This is a genomic window from Caballeronia sp. 11_S32, from assembly GCF_056930355.1.
On sequence record NZ_JBXOWH010000003.1, the window covers coordinates 737,200 to 749,858 of the forward strand.

Below are 12,659 nucleotides of genomic sequence, written 5' to 3' on the forward strand. Positions count from 1 at the left end.
ACGGGAATCGAAAGCATGAATGAACAGGACCGTATCGCCGTCGTGCAGCAGTTCGGGCGCACGTATCGCGCGTTCATGTCGGCGTTCGAGACGGCCGTCGGACAGCCGATGCCGCGCTGGCGCATCCTGCTCGCGTTGCACGAGCATGCGGGCGTGCTGTCGCAGAAGAAGCTCGTCGAACGTTTGAAGGTCGATCCGGGCGCGCTGACGCGGCAATTGAAGACGCTGGAAGGTCTCGGCTGGATCGTGCGCAGCGTCGATGCGCGCGACAACCGCGTATCGAATGTCGCGCTGACGGCGCAAGGGCGCGCCATGGCCGAAGACGGCCTGCCGCGGCGCAATGCGTTCTTGCACGACACGATGGCCTCGCTGCCCGACGAGGCCATCGAAGCCTTGTCGAGCGCGCTTCACATGTTCGAGGGACGCATTCAGGAAGTCGCGGCCGCCAATGCCGCGCAAGCGGCCGCCATCGAAGAAAAGGCTTAGAAGAACGTTTCGATCACTTCGGTGACGCGATACTTCGGATCGACGACGAGAATCTGACGCCACTTGTCGAACGTGAGACAAGGGTGCGAAATGTCGAACGCGATCATGTCGCCGACCTTCACGTCGTCACCTGGCTTGATGCGCAGATACGCGTGCTGATCCATCAGGCCGAAAATCTCCCAGCCTTCGTCCGGCGAGACATCGCGCGGCGCTTCGTTGCCCGGACGATAATGCTTCGCCGGCTCCGGCATGCCCGCATCGAATGCGGAATCGCGCTTGCCGAGCCCGATGATCGCGCGGTCTGGTTCCGGAATGGACTGCACGTACGCCCACAATTGCAGCGCCGGCTTCAGGCCCTGGCCCATCTTCTTCGCGATCGGATTGCGCGCGAAGATCTCGTTCTGCGCCTTCTTGTAGATGCCCACGTCATGCGTCAGATAGCAGCCCGGACGCAGCACGACTTCGATCGCGTCGCTGTTGGCCTTCGCGAATTCATCGGCGACGACGTCATACCACGCCGATCCCGCGCCGGAGAGAATCGCCGGCTTGCGCGCGATCTTGCCTTCGGCGATCAGCTTCCGCGTAATATCCACCGCGCTCTGCAGGAACGCACGAACCTTCGTTTCGTCCTGCAGCACGCCTTCGTACAGTTCGATGCCGGCAAGCTCGATCGTGCCCTGCCAGCGCGCGATCGCGGCGAGCACGGCGTCGCGCTGCGCGTCGTCGCGCACGCCGGTGCGTCCGCCCGGAACGCCCAGTTCGATCAGCACATTCAGCTTCTTGCGAACCGAGCTGAAAAACTCGCCGAGCTGATCGACGCCATCGGCTGAATCCACCAGGCAGAAGAACTCGAAGTTCGGATCAGTGAGCAGTTCGGCGATCATGCCCATGTTGCGTTTGCCGACGAGCTGATTGGCCATCAGGATCCGATGCACGCCGCCGCGATACGCCGCGCGCACCTGATGCGCGGTCGCGAGCGTGATGCCCCACGCGCCGGTGTCGAGCTGACGGCGAAAGAGTTGCGGCGCCATGGTCGTTTTGCCGTGCGGCGCGAGCTTCACGCCGTATTCGCCGACGAACGCTTGCATCCACTTCAGATTGTGTTCGATGCGATCGGAATAGAGCACGGCGGCGGGCAGGCTCACGTCCTCTTCGAGCAGATTCCATTGCAGGCGCGAAGCGTCGTTCAACTGGATGCTCGTGCCCGGCACCATGCCGAGACCCTTGCCGAACGGGTCGATCGTCGCGTTCTGATAGTTTGTAACTTTCATGTGCTGCTACTCCATCGTCCGTTTAAATAAACCCCGTGCACGATCCGATGCGCATCAAGGTTGACGGTGCTATGTTAACCAAAGTAGCATCCGTGATGGAAATGTTATTTAGTAACACAGGCATCTCGTAAACCCGCACATCGACCATGAACGGCCACGCCGACTCGCTCAGCTTCGACATCGTCGCGCGCATCGCGGAGCGCGCGCCGGAATTGCGCAGCGCCGAACGCAAGGTTGCCGCGCTCATTCTCGACGACCTGACGGGCGCGTCGCGCGCGAGCATCGGCGCGCTCGCGGAAAAGGCAGACGTGAGTGTCGCCACCGTCACGCGTTTCGCGAAAGCGGTCGGCTGCGAGGACGTGCGTGAACTGAAGCTGCGGCTCGCTCAGGCGGCGGCTGTCGGGCAGCGTTTTCTGACGCGCCGTCCGGACGATGGCGACGCGGCGCCCGATTCGCTCGCCGCGCGCATCTTCGACGAAGTGCAGACCACGCTCGCGCAGAATCAGGGCGCGCTCGCCGCCGCGCCGATCGCCGAGGCCGCCGATGCGCTCGCCGCCGCGTCGATGATCTACGTGTTCGGCATGGGCGGCGGCTCGACCGCGCTCGCCGATGAAATGCGCTTTCGCCTCGTGCGGCTCGGCCGGCCCGTCGCGTCGTATCAGGACGGGCTGTTGCAGCGCATGGTGGCTTCGACGTTGTCGAAGGAGCAGGTCGTTGTCGCGCTGTCGGTGACAGGGCAGACGCCCGAGATCGTCGAGAGCTGCCGGATCGCGAGGCAGTATGGCGCGCGCGTGATCGCGCTGACCGCACCGGCATCGCCGCTCGGCGCGCTCGCGGACTGGCTGATTCCGGTCATCGCGATCGAAACGGACTTTATCTACAAACCGTCGTCGTCGCGCTACGCGATGATGATGGCGCTCGATTTGCTCGTCACCGAACTGGCCGTCAAGCAGGCCGATCACAGCCGCGAACTGTTGCGCCGCATGAAGCACGCGCTCGATTCGCATCGCGGCGGCGGCGAGCGTCAACCCCTGGGAGACTGAACATGGAAAAAGCCGACACCCTGATCATCGGCGCGCGCGTGATCGATGGCACGGGTGCGCCCGCCGTCGAGCGTGATGTCGCGGTGCGGGACGGGCGCATCGTCGCGATCGTCGCGCCCGGCGGTCTCGCTGACTGGACCGCCGACGACGTGTTCGAAGCGCAAGGGAAAGTGCTCGCGCCCGGTTTCATCGATGTCCACACGCACGACGACACTCACGTGATCCGCTCGCCGCAGATGATGCCGAAGATCACGCAAGGCGTGACGACGGTGATCGTCGGCAATTGCGGGATCAGCGCGTCGCCGGTGACACTCAAGGGCGATCCGCCCGACCCGATGAACCTGCTCGGCGACGCCGCCGCGTTCAAATATCCGACCTTCGCCGCTTATGTCGATGCGGTGAACGAGGCGCGGCCGACGGTGAATGTCGGCGCGCTGATCGGCCATACGGCGTTGCGCAACAATCACATGGATCGGCTCGACCGTGCCGCTTCCGGCGATGAAGTCGCCGCCATGCGCGCGCAGCTCGAAGAAGCGCTGGATAACGGCGCGCTTGGGCTTTCGAGCGGGCTCGCGTACGGATCGGCGTTCAACGCGCCGCCGGAAGAAGTGCAGGCGCTCGCCGAGCCGCTCGCGAAAGCGGGCGCGCTCTACACGACGCACATGCGCACCGAGTTCGACGCGATCCTCGACGCGATGGACGAGGCGTATCGCGTCGGCCGGCACGCGCGTGTGCCGGTGGTGATTTCGCATCTGAAGTGCGCGGGGCCGTCGAACTGGGGGCGCAGCACGGAAGTGCTGAAGTCGATCGAAGCAACGCGCGATGGCCAGCCGGTCGGATGCGATTGCTACCCGTACAACCGCAGCTCGTCGACGCTGGACTTGAAGCAGGTGACGGGCGATATCGACATCACGATCACCTGGTCGACGCCGCATCCGGAAATGGCGGGCAAGCTGATCCGCGAAGTCGCCGACGAATGGAAAGTGACGCAGCAGGAAGCGGCGAAGCGCCTGCAGCCGGCGGGCGCGGTGTATCACAACATGTCGGAAGACGACGTGCGGCGCATCCTGTCGCATCCCGCGACGATGGTCGGCTCCGATGGCTTGCCGAACGATCCGCTGCCGCATCCGCGCTTGTGGGGCGCGTTTCCGCGCGTGCTCGGCCACTATGCGCGCGACACGGCGCTGATCCCGCTCGAAGAAGCGGTGCGCAAGATGACGAGCCTGTCGGCGCGGCGCTTCGGGCTGACGGAGCGCGGCGAGGTGAAGGTGGGCTATCACGCGGATCTGGTCGTGTTCGATCCGGAGCGCGTGCGCGATGCCGCGACGTTCGCTCAGCCGCAGCAAGCGGCGGACGGCATCGACGCGGTGTGGGTGAATGGCGTTTTGACGTATCGCGAGCAGGCCGTGACCGGCGCGCGCGCGGGACGTTTCGTGGCGCGCGGGTCTGCATCGAAGCTCGATGCGCAGGGCGCGTTTTGAGAACCGATTTGTTTGACGGAAAAGGAGTCGAAAAGATGAAGCGTTATGGCGTGGAAGGTGGCAAGGGGCAGGGCGGCGCGCATATGCCGTTCGCACGCGCGGTCGAGGCCGATGGCTGGCTGTTCGTGTCTGGCCAGACGCCGATGGAAGACGGCGAGGTGATCAACGGCGGTATCGTCGAGCAAACGCACAAGGCGATTCAGAACGTGATCGCGATTTTGAAGGAAGCGGGCTACGGCACGGAACACGTCGTGCGCTGCGGCGTGTGGCTGGACGATCCGCGCGATTTTGCTTCGTTCAACAAGGTGTTCAAGGAGTACTTCGGCGCGAATCCGCCGGCGCGCGCGTGTGTCGTGTCGTCGATGGTGATCGACTGCAAGGTCGAGGTGGATTGCGTGGCGTATAAGAAGCCTTCCGCCTGATGATGCTCGCGGCTTCGCTTGCCCGAAGCGAAGCCGCATCGTGATTCACTGCCGCGCCAGCCTTGCGTTATCCGGCATCGGCAGATTGAAGTTCGTGCGGAACGGGTTGATATCGAGCCCGCCGCGCCGCGTATACCGCGCATACACCGCGAGCCGCTCCGGTTTGCACTCCCGCATGATGTCCATGAAGATGCGTTCGACGCATTGCTCATGAAATCCGGTATGTCCGCGAAAGCTCACGATATACCGCAGCAACCCCGCGTGATCGATCTGCCCGCCGTAATAGCGGATCTGCACGCTGCCCCAGTCCGGCTGGCCCGTCACCGGGCAATTCGACTTCAACAGATTCGAGAACAGCGTCTCATCGACAGGCGCTTCGTCGTGCGTCGCCTTCAATAACGAAGGATCGGGCGAGAACACCTCGCAGTCGAGATCGAGGCGGTCCAGAGAAAGCCCGTCGAATTCTTCCATCTGAAGCTTCTGGAAATCCACGGGCGCGGCCAACTGCACCGAAACCGTCGCGCCGCAAACCGCCGACACATCGCGCTTGATCGCGGCGCGCACATCGTCGATCGAATCGAACTGCGTCTGCGCGAACGAGCCGAGATACAGCTTGAACGACTTCGATTCGACGATGTTCGGCGAATCCGCCGGCACGAAGAACGTCGCGACCGCAATCTGCGGCTTGCCGCGCCGGTTCAGCCATGAAAGCTCGTAGGCGTTCCAGATATCGGTGCCGAAGAACGGCAGCCGCGCGGGCACGGCGATCGCGTCGCGCGCGCGCTTGCGGTCGATCGGGAACAGCAGCGATGCATCGTACTGTTCGGTGTAGTGGACGGGCTTGCCGAGCGGAGATTGATCGGGTGTCATGATGCGTAGTTCGCTATGCCGCTGAGAACGTGCCCCGTCGGGCTGATGCCGCGAGCCGATTCGCAGTGGCGAATTTGATCGTCGAAGAAAAAATCGGGCTCGAATTCGCGGAGGAATTCGCCCTTGTCGAGGCCGCCGAGGAACATCGCTTCGTCGATTTCGATGTCCCACGCCATCAGCGTCCGGATCGCGCGCTCGTGCGCGGGCGCGGAGCGCGCGGTGACGAGCGCGGTGCGGATATGCATCGGCTTGTTGTCGTGGTCGTCCGCGATGCGTTGCAGTTTGTTGAGCGCGGCCAGCAGCGGCTTCAAGGGACCGCCGGGAAGCGGCTCTTCGCGCTTGTCGGTTTCGTGGCCGACGAACGCGGAAAGTCCATCGCTCTGAAACACGCGCTCGGCTTCGTCGGAGAAGAGCACGGCGTCGCCATCGAACGCGATGCGGATCTCGTCAGCATACCGGCTCGCGGCGCGCGGCGTTTCCGGCAGCACGCGCGCGGCGGGAAAGCCGGCGGCGAGCGCGGCGCGCACATCGTCCGGATTCGCGGACAAAAACAGCGACGCGTGCAGCGGTTTCAGGTACGCGAAGGGCGAGCGGCCGCGCGTGAACACGCCGCGCTCGATCGCGAGGCCGTGCTCGCGGCACGAATGGAACGCGCGCAGGCCGCTGATCGGATCGCTGCGCGACAGGATCACCACTTCGACGCGCTGCTCGCCCGCATTCAACGCGAGCAGCTTGCGGATCAGCCCGAACGCGACGCCCGGCTTCGCGGGCTGGTCGAGCCGCGAGCGTTGCAGCGCTTCGTATTGCGCGAGGTCGCCGGTCTCGAAGACGCGATTTTCTTCCTCGAAGTCGAAGAGCGCGCGCGACGAAATCGCGACGACGAGCTTGTCTTCGAGCGTGAACTTCGGCATCTAGACCACTCAGGCGAGGAACAGCTTGTAGACCGGATTCGCGCCTTCGTCCCACCACGGATAGCCGAGCGTCGCGAGGAAGCGCTCGAATTCCGCGTTGTCCGACTGCGGCACCTGAATGCCGACGAGAATCGAGCTGTAGTCCGCGCCCTGATTCCGATAGTGGAACAGGCTGATATTCCATTCCGGCGCCATCGACGAGAGGAACTTCATGAGTGCGCCCGGGCGCTCCGGGAACTCGAAGCGCAACAGACGCTCGTCCCGCGCGAGCGGCGAATGGCCGCCGACCATATAACGGATGTGCTGCTTCGAAAGTTCATCGTGCGAGAGATCGACCGTCGCGAAACCATGCTCGATGAACGCCGACATCATCTGCGCCGTTTCCTTGCGCGACTTGATCTGCACGCCGACGAAGATATGCGCGGCCTTTTCATCCGCGATGCGATAGTTGAACTCGGTCACGCTGCGTGTGCCGACCAATTCGCAGAAGCGCCTGAAGCTGCCGCGCTCTTCCGGAATCGTCACGGCGAACACGGCCTCGCGCGCCTCGCCGACTTCCGCGCGCTCCGCGACGAAGCGCATGCGGTCGAAGTTCATGTTCGCGCCCGACGTTACCGCGATCAGCGTCTTGCCTTCGATGCCCTCACGCTCCGCGTAAAGCTTCGCGCCCGCGACGGCCAGCGAGCCGGCGGGTTCGAGCACCGAACGCGTGTCCTGAAACACGTCCTTGATCGCGGCGCAGAGCGCGTCGGTATCGACGGTGACGACTTCATCGAGCAATTCGTTGCACAGCCGGAACGTCTCTTCGCCGACGAGCTTCACCGCCGTGCCGTCCGAGAACAGACCGACTTCGCTCAAGGTCACGCGCTCGCCCGCCTTGATCGATTGCGCCATCGCGCAGGAATCCTCGGTCTGCACGCCGATCACCTTGATCTCCGGCCGAACCGCCTTGATGTACGCCGCGACGCCCGCCGCGAGCCCGCCGCCGCCGATCGGGCAGAAGATCGCGTGAATCGGGCCCTGATGCTGGCGCAGGATTTCCATCGCGACCGTGCCCTGGCCCGCGATCACGTCGGGATCGTCGAACGGATGGACGAAGGTCAGGCCGCGCTCTTCCTGAAGCTGCACGGCGCGCGCGTAGGCGTCGCTGTACGACTCGCCCGCGAGCACCACTTCGACCGTCGGGCCGCCGTGCGCGCGGATCGCGTCGATCTTCACTTGCGGCGTCGTCGTCGGCACCGCGATGACCGCGCGGCAGCCGAGCCGCGCCGCCGACAGCGCCACGCCCTGCGCGTGATTCCCCGCCGACGCCGTGATCACGCCGCGCGCGAGCACGTCGGCGGGCAGGTTCGCCATCTTGTTGTAGGCGCCCCGAATCTTGAACGAGAAAACCGGCTGGTTGTCCTCGCGCTTGAGGAACACGGAGTTGCGCAGGCGCGCCGACAGGTTGCGCGCGGGTTCGAGCTCGCTTTCGCGCGCGACGTCATACACGCGCGCGGTCAGCACTTTTTTCAGGTAGTCGGGATGTGTCATGCGAGGAATCGTCACGCGTCGACGGTGCGCGCGGGTTTTGAGGGCGAAAGCATCAATGATAGCGCCATCCGCGCGTCATCCGGGCGCGCCATGTGCTTCTACCGTCCGGACGGTCGTGCAAAACAGCGTCGAAAATGCCGAAAACGTGTCGCGAATATGCACGCAAAAGCCCCTTCTGCCTGCTAGCGCACGCGAACGCGGGCCACCGCGATGGGTTAGAATTTCCTTTTACGAATCAGCAATCAGGATCGGCAGATGCACCGGCAGCTTCGGATCGATTTTCTGGCGCATGTCTCCCGCGAGTCGCATCCCGCGGCGGAAAAGCATGCGCGCCACGCGCGATCGTGGCGTTGATCCCGGGCACACCGAAGGCGTCGTGATGATTTCCGCCTCGCAGAGTTTCGCGCAGAGCGGTCCGGCGGCCTTCGCCAAGATAAGTCTCATTCGAAAATTTGCGCCCCCACGCGCATCGTCGGCGTTTCCGCTTTCATAGCGCACCCGCCGGCACACCGAACCGTCGAACATGAACGCACCTCAAGCCTTCGATCCGAACGGCGCCCATGCCGCCTTGGCGCTCGATACCGAGCCCCGTCTGCGCGAAATTCCCTATAACTACACGTCGTTCTCCGATCGTGAAATCGTCATGCGGCTCCTTGGCGACGAAGCCTGGGCCGTGCTCGACGAACTGCGCAACGAGCGCCGCACCGGCCGCTCGGCGCGCATGCTGTATGAAGTGCTCGGCGATATCTGGGTCGTGCGCCGCAATCCGTATCTGCAGGACGACCTGCTCGACAATCCGAAGCGCCGCGCGCTTCTGGTGGAAGCGCTGAATCACCGTCTCACGGAAATCGAAAAACGCCGCAGCGCCGATCTCTCCGCGCACAGCGCCGAAGCCGGCAGCCGTGAGCGCGCCGAGCGCGTGCAACTGCTGATCACCGCCGCGCGCCGCGCCGTCGATGATTTCGCCGCCGAGTTCGGCCGCATGGCCGACCTGCGCCGCCGCGCATCGCGCGTGCTCGGCAAAGAGACGCAGAAGGACAACATCAAGTTCGACGGCCTGTCGCGCGTTTCGCACGTCACCGACGCGACCGACTGGCGCGTCGAATATCCGTTCGTCGTGCTGACGCCGGATAGCGAAGCCGAGATCGCCGGCCTGATCAAGGCGTGCTTCGAACTCGGCCTCACCGTGATTCCGCGCGGAGGCGGCACCGGCTATACCGGCGGCGCCATTCCGCTCACGCCGTTCTCCGCCGTCATCAATACGGAAAAGCTGGAGCAGCTCGGCCCGGTCGAGATGACGGATCTGCCGGGCGTCGATCATAAAGTCGCGACGATCTTCTCCGGAGCGGGCGTTGTCACGCGGCGCGTGACCGAAGCGGCGGAACAGGCGGGCTTCGTCTTCGCCGTCGATCCGACTTCGCTCGACGCATCGTGCGTCGGCGGCAATGTCGCGATGAACGCGGGCGGCAAGAAAGCGGTGTTGTGGGGCACGGCGCTCGACAATCTCGCGTGGTGGCGCATGGTCGATCCCGAAGGCAACTGGCTCGAAGTCACGCGTCTCGATCACAACTGCGGCAAGATTCACGATGTCGAAGTGGCGCGTTTCCGCCTCGACTGGTTCGACGGCAACCGCGCGCCCGGCGAAAAGCTGATCCGCTCGGAAAACCTCGACATCACCGGCCGCACGTTCCGCAAGGAAGGGCTCGGCAAGGACGTCACCGATAAATTCCTCGCCGGCCTGCCCGGCGTGCAGAAGGAAGGCTGCGACGGTCTCATCACGTCGGCGCGCTGGATTCTGCACAAGATGCCCGCGCACACGCGCACCGTCTGCCTCGAATTCTTCGGCCAGGCGCGCGACGCGATTCCGAGCATCGTCGAGATCAAGGACTATCTGTTCGAAACGTCGAAGCAGGGCGGCGCGATTCTCGCCGGCCTCGAACATCTCGATGAACGTTATCTGCGCGCGGTCGGCTACGCGACCAAGAGCAAGCGCAACGCGTTCCCGAAGATGGTGCTGATCGGCGATATCGTCGGCAATGACGCCGATGCCGTCGCTTCCGCCGCATCCGAAGTCGTGCGCATGGCGAACGGCAAGAGCGGCGAAGGCTTCGTCGCGGTGAACGCCGAGGCGCGCAAGCGCTTCTGGCTCGACCGCTCGCGCACCGCAGCGATCGCGAAGCACACGAACGCGTTCAAGATCAACGAAGACGTCGTGATTCCGCTCAATCGCATGGGCGAGTACACGGACGGCATCGAGCGCATCAACATCGAGCTTTCGATCAAGAACAAGCTGCAACTCGTCGATGCGCTCGAAGCGTTCTTCCGCACCGGCAAGCTGCCGCTCGGAAAGACCGACGACGCCAACGAAATCCCCAGCGCCGAGCTGCTCGAAGATCGCGTGCAGCAGGCGCTCGATCTGTTGAAACGCGTGCGCGAGCGCTGGACCTTCGTCGGCGACAAGCTCGACATGTCCTTGCGCGAGGCGCAGCACTATCTCGTCAATCTCGGCTACGAAGCGCTTGCGGAGAAGTTCGCGGATCGCGTCGACATTCAGCCGGACGCCAACGTGTTCCACGTCGCGCAAGACCGCACGGTGCGTATTTCGTGGAAGCAGGAGATTCGCGCGGAACTGCGCCAGATCTTCAACGGCGGCGAGTTCAAGCCGATCCTCGACGAAGCGCAGGCGATCCACAAGCAAGTGCTGCGCGGGCGCGTGTTCGTCGCGCTGCACATGCACGCGGGCGATGGCAACGTGCACACGAACATCCCCGTCAACTCCGATAACTACGAGATGCTGCAGGACGCGCATCACGCCGTCGCGCGCATCATGAAGCTCGCGCGTTCGCTCGATGGCGTGATCTCGGGCGAGCATGGCATCGGCATTACGAAGCTGGAGTTCCTGACCGAAGACGAAATCGGCGATTTCCGCGCGTACAAGCAGCGCGTCGATCCGCACGGGCGCTTCAACAAGGGCAAGCTGTTCGAAGGCGCCGACCTGCGCAATGCGTACACGCCGTCGTTCGGGCTGATGGGTTACGAGTCGATCATCATGCAGCAGTCGGATATCGGCGCGATTTCCGATTCCATCAAGGACTGCCTGCGCTGCGGCAAGTGCAAGCCGGTCTGCGCGACGCACGTGCCGCGCGCGAACCTGCTGTACAGCCCGCGCAACAAGATTCTGGCCACGTCGCTTCTGGTCGAAGCGTTCCTGTACGAAGAGCAGACGCGCCGCGGCGTGTCGATCAAGCACTGGGACGAATTCAACGATGTCGCCGATCACTGCACCGTCTGTCACAAGTGCGTGACGCCGTGCCCGGTGAAGATCGATTTCGGCGATGTGTCGATGAACATGCGCAACCTCCTGCGCAAGATGGGCAAGAAGAAGTTCAACGCGGGCAATGCGGCGGGCATGTTCTTCCTGAACGCGACGAATCCGCAGACGATCAATCTCGCGCGCAACGTGATGATGGACTTCGGCTACAAGGCCCAGCGTTTCGGCAACGATATGCTGAAGAAAATCGTCAAGAAGCAGACGGCCCAGCCGCCCGCGACGGTCGGCAAGCCGCCGGTCGTGACGCAGGTGATCCACTTCGTCAACAAGAAGATGCCGGGTAATCTGCCGAAGAAGACGGCGCGCGCGCTGCTGGACATCGAGGACAACAAGATCGTTCCGATCATCCGCAATCCGGCGACGACCACCGTCGATTCGGAAGCGGTGTTCTACTTCCCCGGCTGCGGCTCCGAGCGCCTGTTCTCGCAGGTTGGACTCGCGACGCAAGCCATGCTTTGGGAAGCGGGCGTGCAGACCGTGCTGCCGCCGGGCTATCTGTGCTGCGGCTATCCGCAGCGCGGCTCCGGCCAGTATGACAAGGCCGAGCAGATCGTCACGGACAATCGCGTGCTGTTCCATCGCGTCGCGAATACGCTGAACTATCTCGATATCAAGACCGTGGTCGTGTCGTGCGGCACCTGCTACGACCAGCTCGCGGGCTATGAATTCGAGAAGATCTTCCCGGGCTGCCGGATCATCGACATTCACGAGTTCCTGCTCGAGAAGAACATCAGGCTCGACGGCGTGAAGGGCACGCGCTACATGTATCACGACCCTTGCCACTCGCCGATCAAGACGATGGACCCGGTCAAGCTCGTCAACGAGCTGATGGGTTCGGAACGCGACGGCTACAAGATCGAAAAGAACGATCGATGCTGCGGCGAATCGGGCACGCTCGCGGTCACGCGTCCGGACATCTCCACGCAGGTGCGTTTCCGCAAGGAAGAGGAAATCCGCAAGGGTGCGGCAAAGCTGCGCGGCATTCCGCTCGTCGCGGAAGCGGGCGCGAACGCCATCAACATGGCGAACGCGGCGGCCGGCGCGGCGGGCGCGCAGCCCGGCTCGGTGCTCAAGGCCGGCGACGGTCCTCAGCCCAATGGCGCGGACGTGAAGATCCTCACGAGCTGCCCGTCCTGCCTGCAAGGCCTTTCGCGCTACAACGAGGACGCCAACATCGAGGCGGACTATATCGTCGTGGAAATCGCGCGCAAGGTGCTCGGCGAAAACTGGATGGAACAGTACGTCGAACGCGCGAACAATGGCGGTATCGAGCGCGTGCTGGTGTAATAGCGAAATCGAGGTTTGATTCGC

General features: G+C 63.7%; 10 protein-coding genes. 5 read left to right on the plus strand and 5 right to left on the minus strand.

Annotated elements, in window-relative coordinates; all coding sequences use genetic code 11:
• Positions 1-15 precede the first annotated feature (15 nt).
• Positions 16-486 (plus strand): MarR family winged helix-turn-helix transcriptional regulator, encoded by a 471-nt coding sequence (locus tag AC1Z32_RS15100; RefSeq protein ID WP_483479405.1) that lies wholly within the window; start codon positions 16-18, stop codon positions 484-486.
• On the opposite strand, the gene AC1Z32_RS15105 is transcribed toward AC1Z32_RS15100, so the two are convergent.
• Positions 483-1,757: an amino acid deaminase gene (locus tag AC1Z32_RS15105; RefSeq protein ID WP_483479406.1), complete on the minus strand. Its 1,275-nt coding sequence runs from the start codon at positions 1,755-1,757 to the stop codon at positions 483-485. The genes AC1Z32_RS15100 and AC1Z32_RS15105 overlap by 4 nt on opposite strands.
• Positions 1,758-1,903: 146 nt before the next feature.
• Here AC1Z32_RS15105 and AC1Z32_RS15110 point away from each other — a divergent pair, with 146 nt between their 5' ends.
• Genes AC1Z32_RS15110 through AC1Z32_RS15120 form a run of 3 tightly spaced genes read left to right on the plus strand, consistent with a single transcriptional unit; the run spans position 1,904 to position 4,703 of the window.
• Positions 1,904-2,800, plus strand: coding sequence for a MurR/RpiR family transcriptional regulator (locus tag AC1Z32_RS15110; RefSeq protein ID WP_483479407.1), 897 nt, complete (start codon positions 1,904-1,906; stop codon positions 2,798-2,800).
• A 2-nt stretch (positions 2,801-2,802) separates the two neighbouring features.
• Positions 2,803-4,281: an N-acyl-D-amino-acid deacylase family protein gene (locus AC1Z32_RS15115; protein ID WP_483479408.1), complete on the plus strand. Its 1,479-nt coding sequence runs from the start codon at positions 2,803-2,805 to the stop codon at positions 4,279-4,281.
• Positions 4,282-4,316: 35 nt separating this feature from the next.
• Complete coding sequence (locus AC1Z32_RS15120; RefSeq protein ID WP_483479409.1) at positions 4,317-4,703, plus strand: RidA family protein; 387 nt, start codon at positions 4,317-4,319, stop codon at positions 4,701-4,703.
• Between the two features lie 45 nt (positions 4,704-4,748).
• Here the strand turns inward: AC1Z32_RS15120 and queF are convergent, their stop codons facing one another.
• The 4 genes from queF to AC1Z32_RS15140 form a co-directional block, all read right to left on the minus strand.
• On the minus strand, positions 4,749-5,573 hold the full coding sequence (queF, locus tag AC1Z32_RS15125) for an NADPH-dependent 7-cyano-7-deazaguanine reductase QueF (RefSeq protein WP_483479410.1): 825 nt from the start codon (positions 5,571-5,573) through the stop codon (positions 4,749-4,751).
• A complete protein-coding gene (locus tag AC1Z32_RS15130) occupies positions 5,570-6,484 on the minus strand; it encodes a 5'-nucleotidase (RefSeq protein ID WP_483479411.1) in 915 nt (304 codons plus the stop codon). Before AC1Z32_RS15130 ends, queF begins: the two co-directional genes overlap by 4 nt.
• 9 nt (positions 6,485-6,493) lie before the next feature.
• Complete coding sequence (ilvA, locus tag AC1Z32_RS15135; RefSeq protein WP_483479412.1) at positions 6,494-8,032, minus strand: threonine ammonia-lyase, biosynthetic; 1,539 nt, start codon at positions 8,030-8,032, stop codon at positions 6,494-6,496.
• A gap of 213 nt (positions 8,033-8,245) precedes the next feature.
• Positions 8,246-8,542 carry a hypothetical protein gene (locus AC1Z32_RS15140; RefSeq protein ID WP_483479413.1) on the minus strand — a complete coding sequence of 99 codons (297 nt, stop codon included), beginning with the start codon at positions 8,540-8,542 and terminating at the stop codon, positions 8,246-8,248.
• Between AC1Z32_RS15140 and AC1Z32_RS15145 the strand changes: the two genes are divergently transcribed.
• Positions 8,541-12,635, plus strand: a complete 4,095-nt coding sequence (locus AC1Z32_RS15145) for a DUF3683 domain-containing protein (RefSeq protein WP_483479414.1) — start codon at positions 8,541-8,543, stop codon at positions 12,633-12,635. The genes AC1Z32_RS15140 and AC1Z32_RS15145 overlap by 2 nt on opposite strands.
• The last annotated feature ends 24 nt before the right edge of the window (positions 12,636-12,659 follow it).

Excerpts from the sequence above, each read along its gene's own strand:
- AC1Z32_RS15100 (WP_483479405.1), top strand. The coding sequence starts at position 16 with ATGAATGAACAGGACCGTATCGCCGTCGTGCAGCAGTTCGGGCGCACG.
- AC1Z32_RS15105 (WP_483479406.1), bottom strand. The coding sequence starts at position 1,757 with ATGAAAGTTACAAACTATCAGAACGCGACGATCGACCCGTTCGGCAAG.
- AC1Z32_RS15110 (WP_483479407.1), top strand. The coding sequence starts at position 1,904 with ATGAACGGCCACGCCGACTCGCTCAGCTTCGACATCGTCGCGCGCATC.
- AC1Z32_RS15115 (WP_483479408.1), top strand. The coding sequence starts at position 2,803 with ATGGAAAAAGCCGACACCCTGATCATCGGCGCGCGCGTGATCGATGGC.
- AC1Z32_RS15120 (WP_483479409.1), top strand. The coding sequence starts at position 4,317 with ATGAAGCGTTATGGCGTGGAAGGTGGCAAGGGGCAGGGCGGCGCGCAT.
- queF (WP_483479410.1), bottom strand. The coding sequence starts at position 5,573 with ATGACACCCGATCAATCTCCGCTCGGCAAGCCCGTCCACTACACCGAA.
- AC1Z32_RS15130 (WP_483479411.1), bottom strand. The coding sequence starts at position 6,484 with ATGCCGAAGTTCACGCTCGAAGACAAGCTCGTCGTCGCGATTTCGTCG.
- AC1Z32_RS15145 (WP_483479414.1), top strand. The coding sequence starts at position 8,541 with ATGAACGCACCTCAAGCCTTCGATCCGAACGGCGCCCATGCCGCCTTG.
- AC1Z32_RS15140 (WP_483479413.1), bottom strand. The coding sequence starts at position 8,542 with ATGTTCGACGGTTCGGTGTGCCGGCGGGTGCGCTATGAAAGCGGAAAC.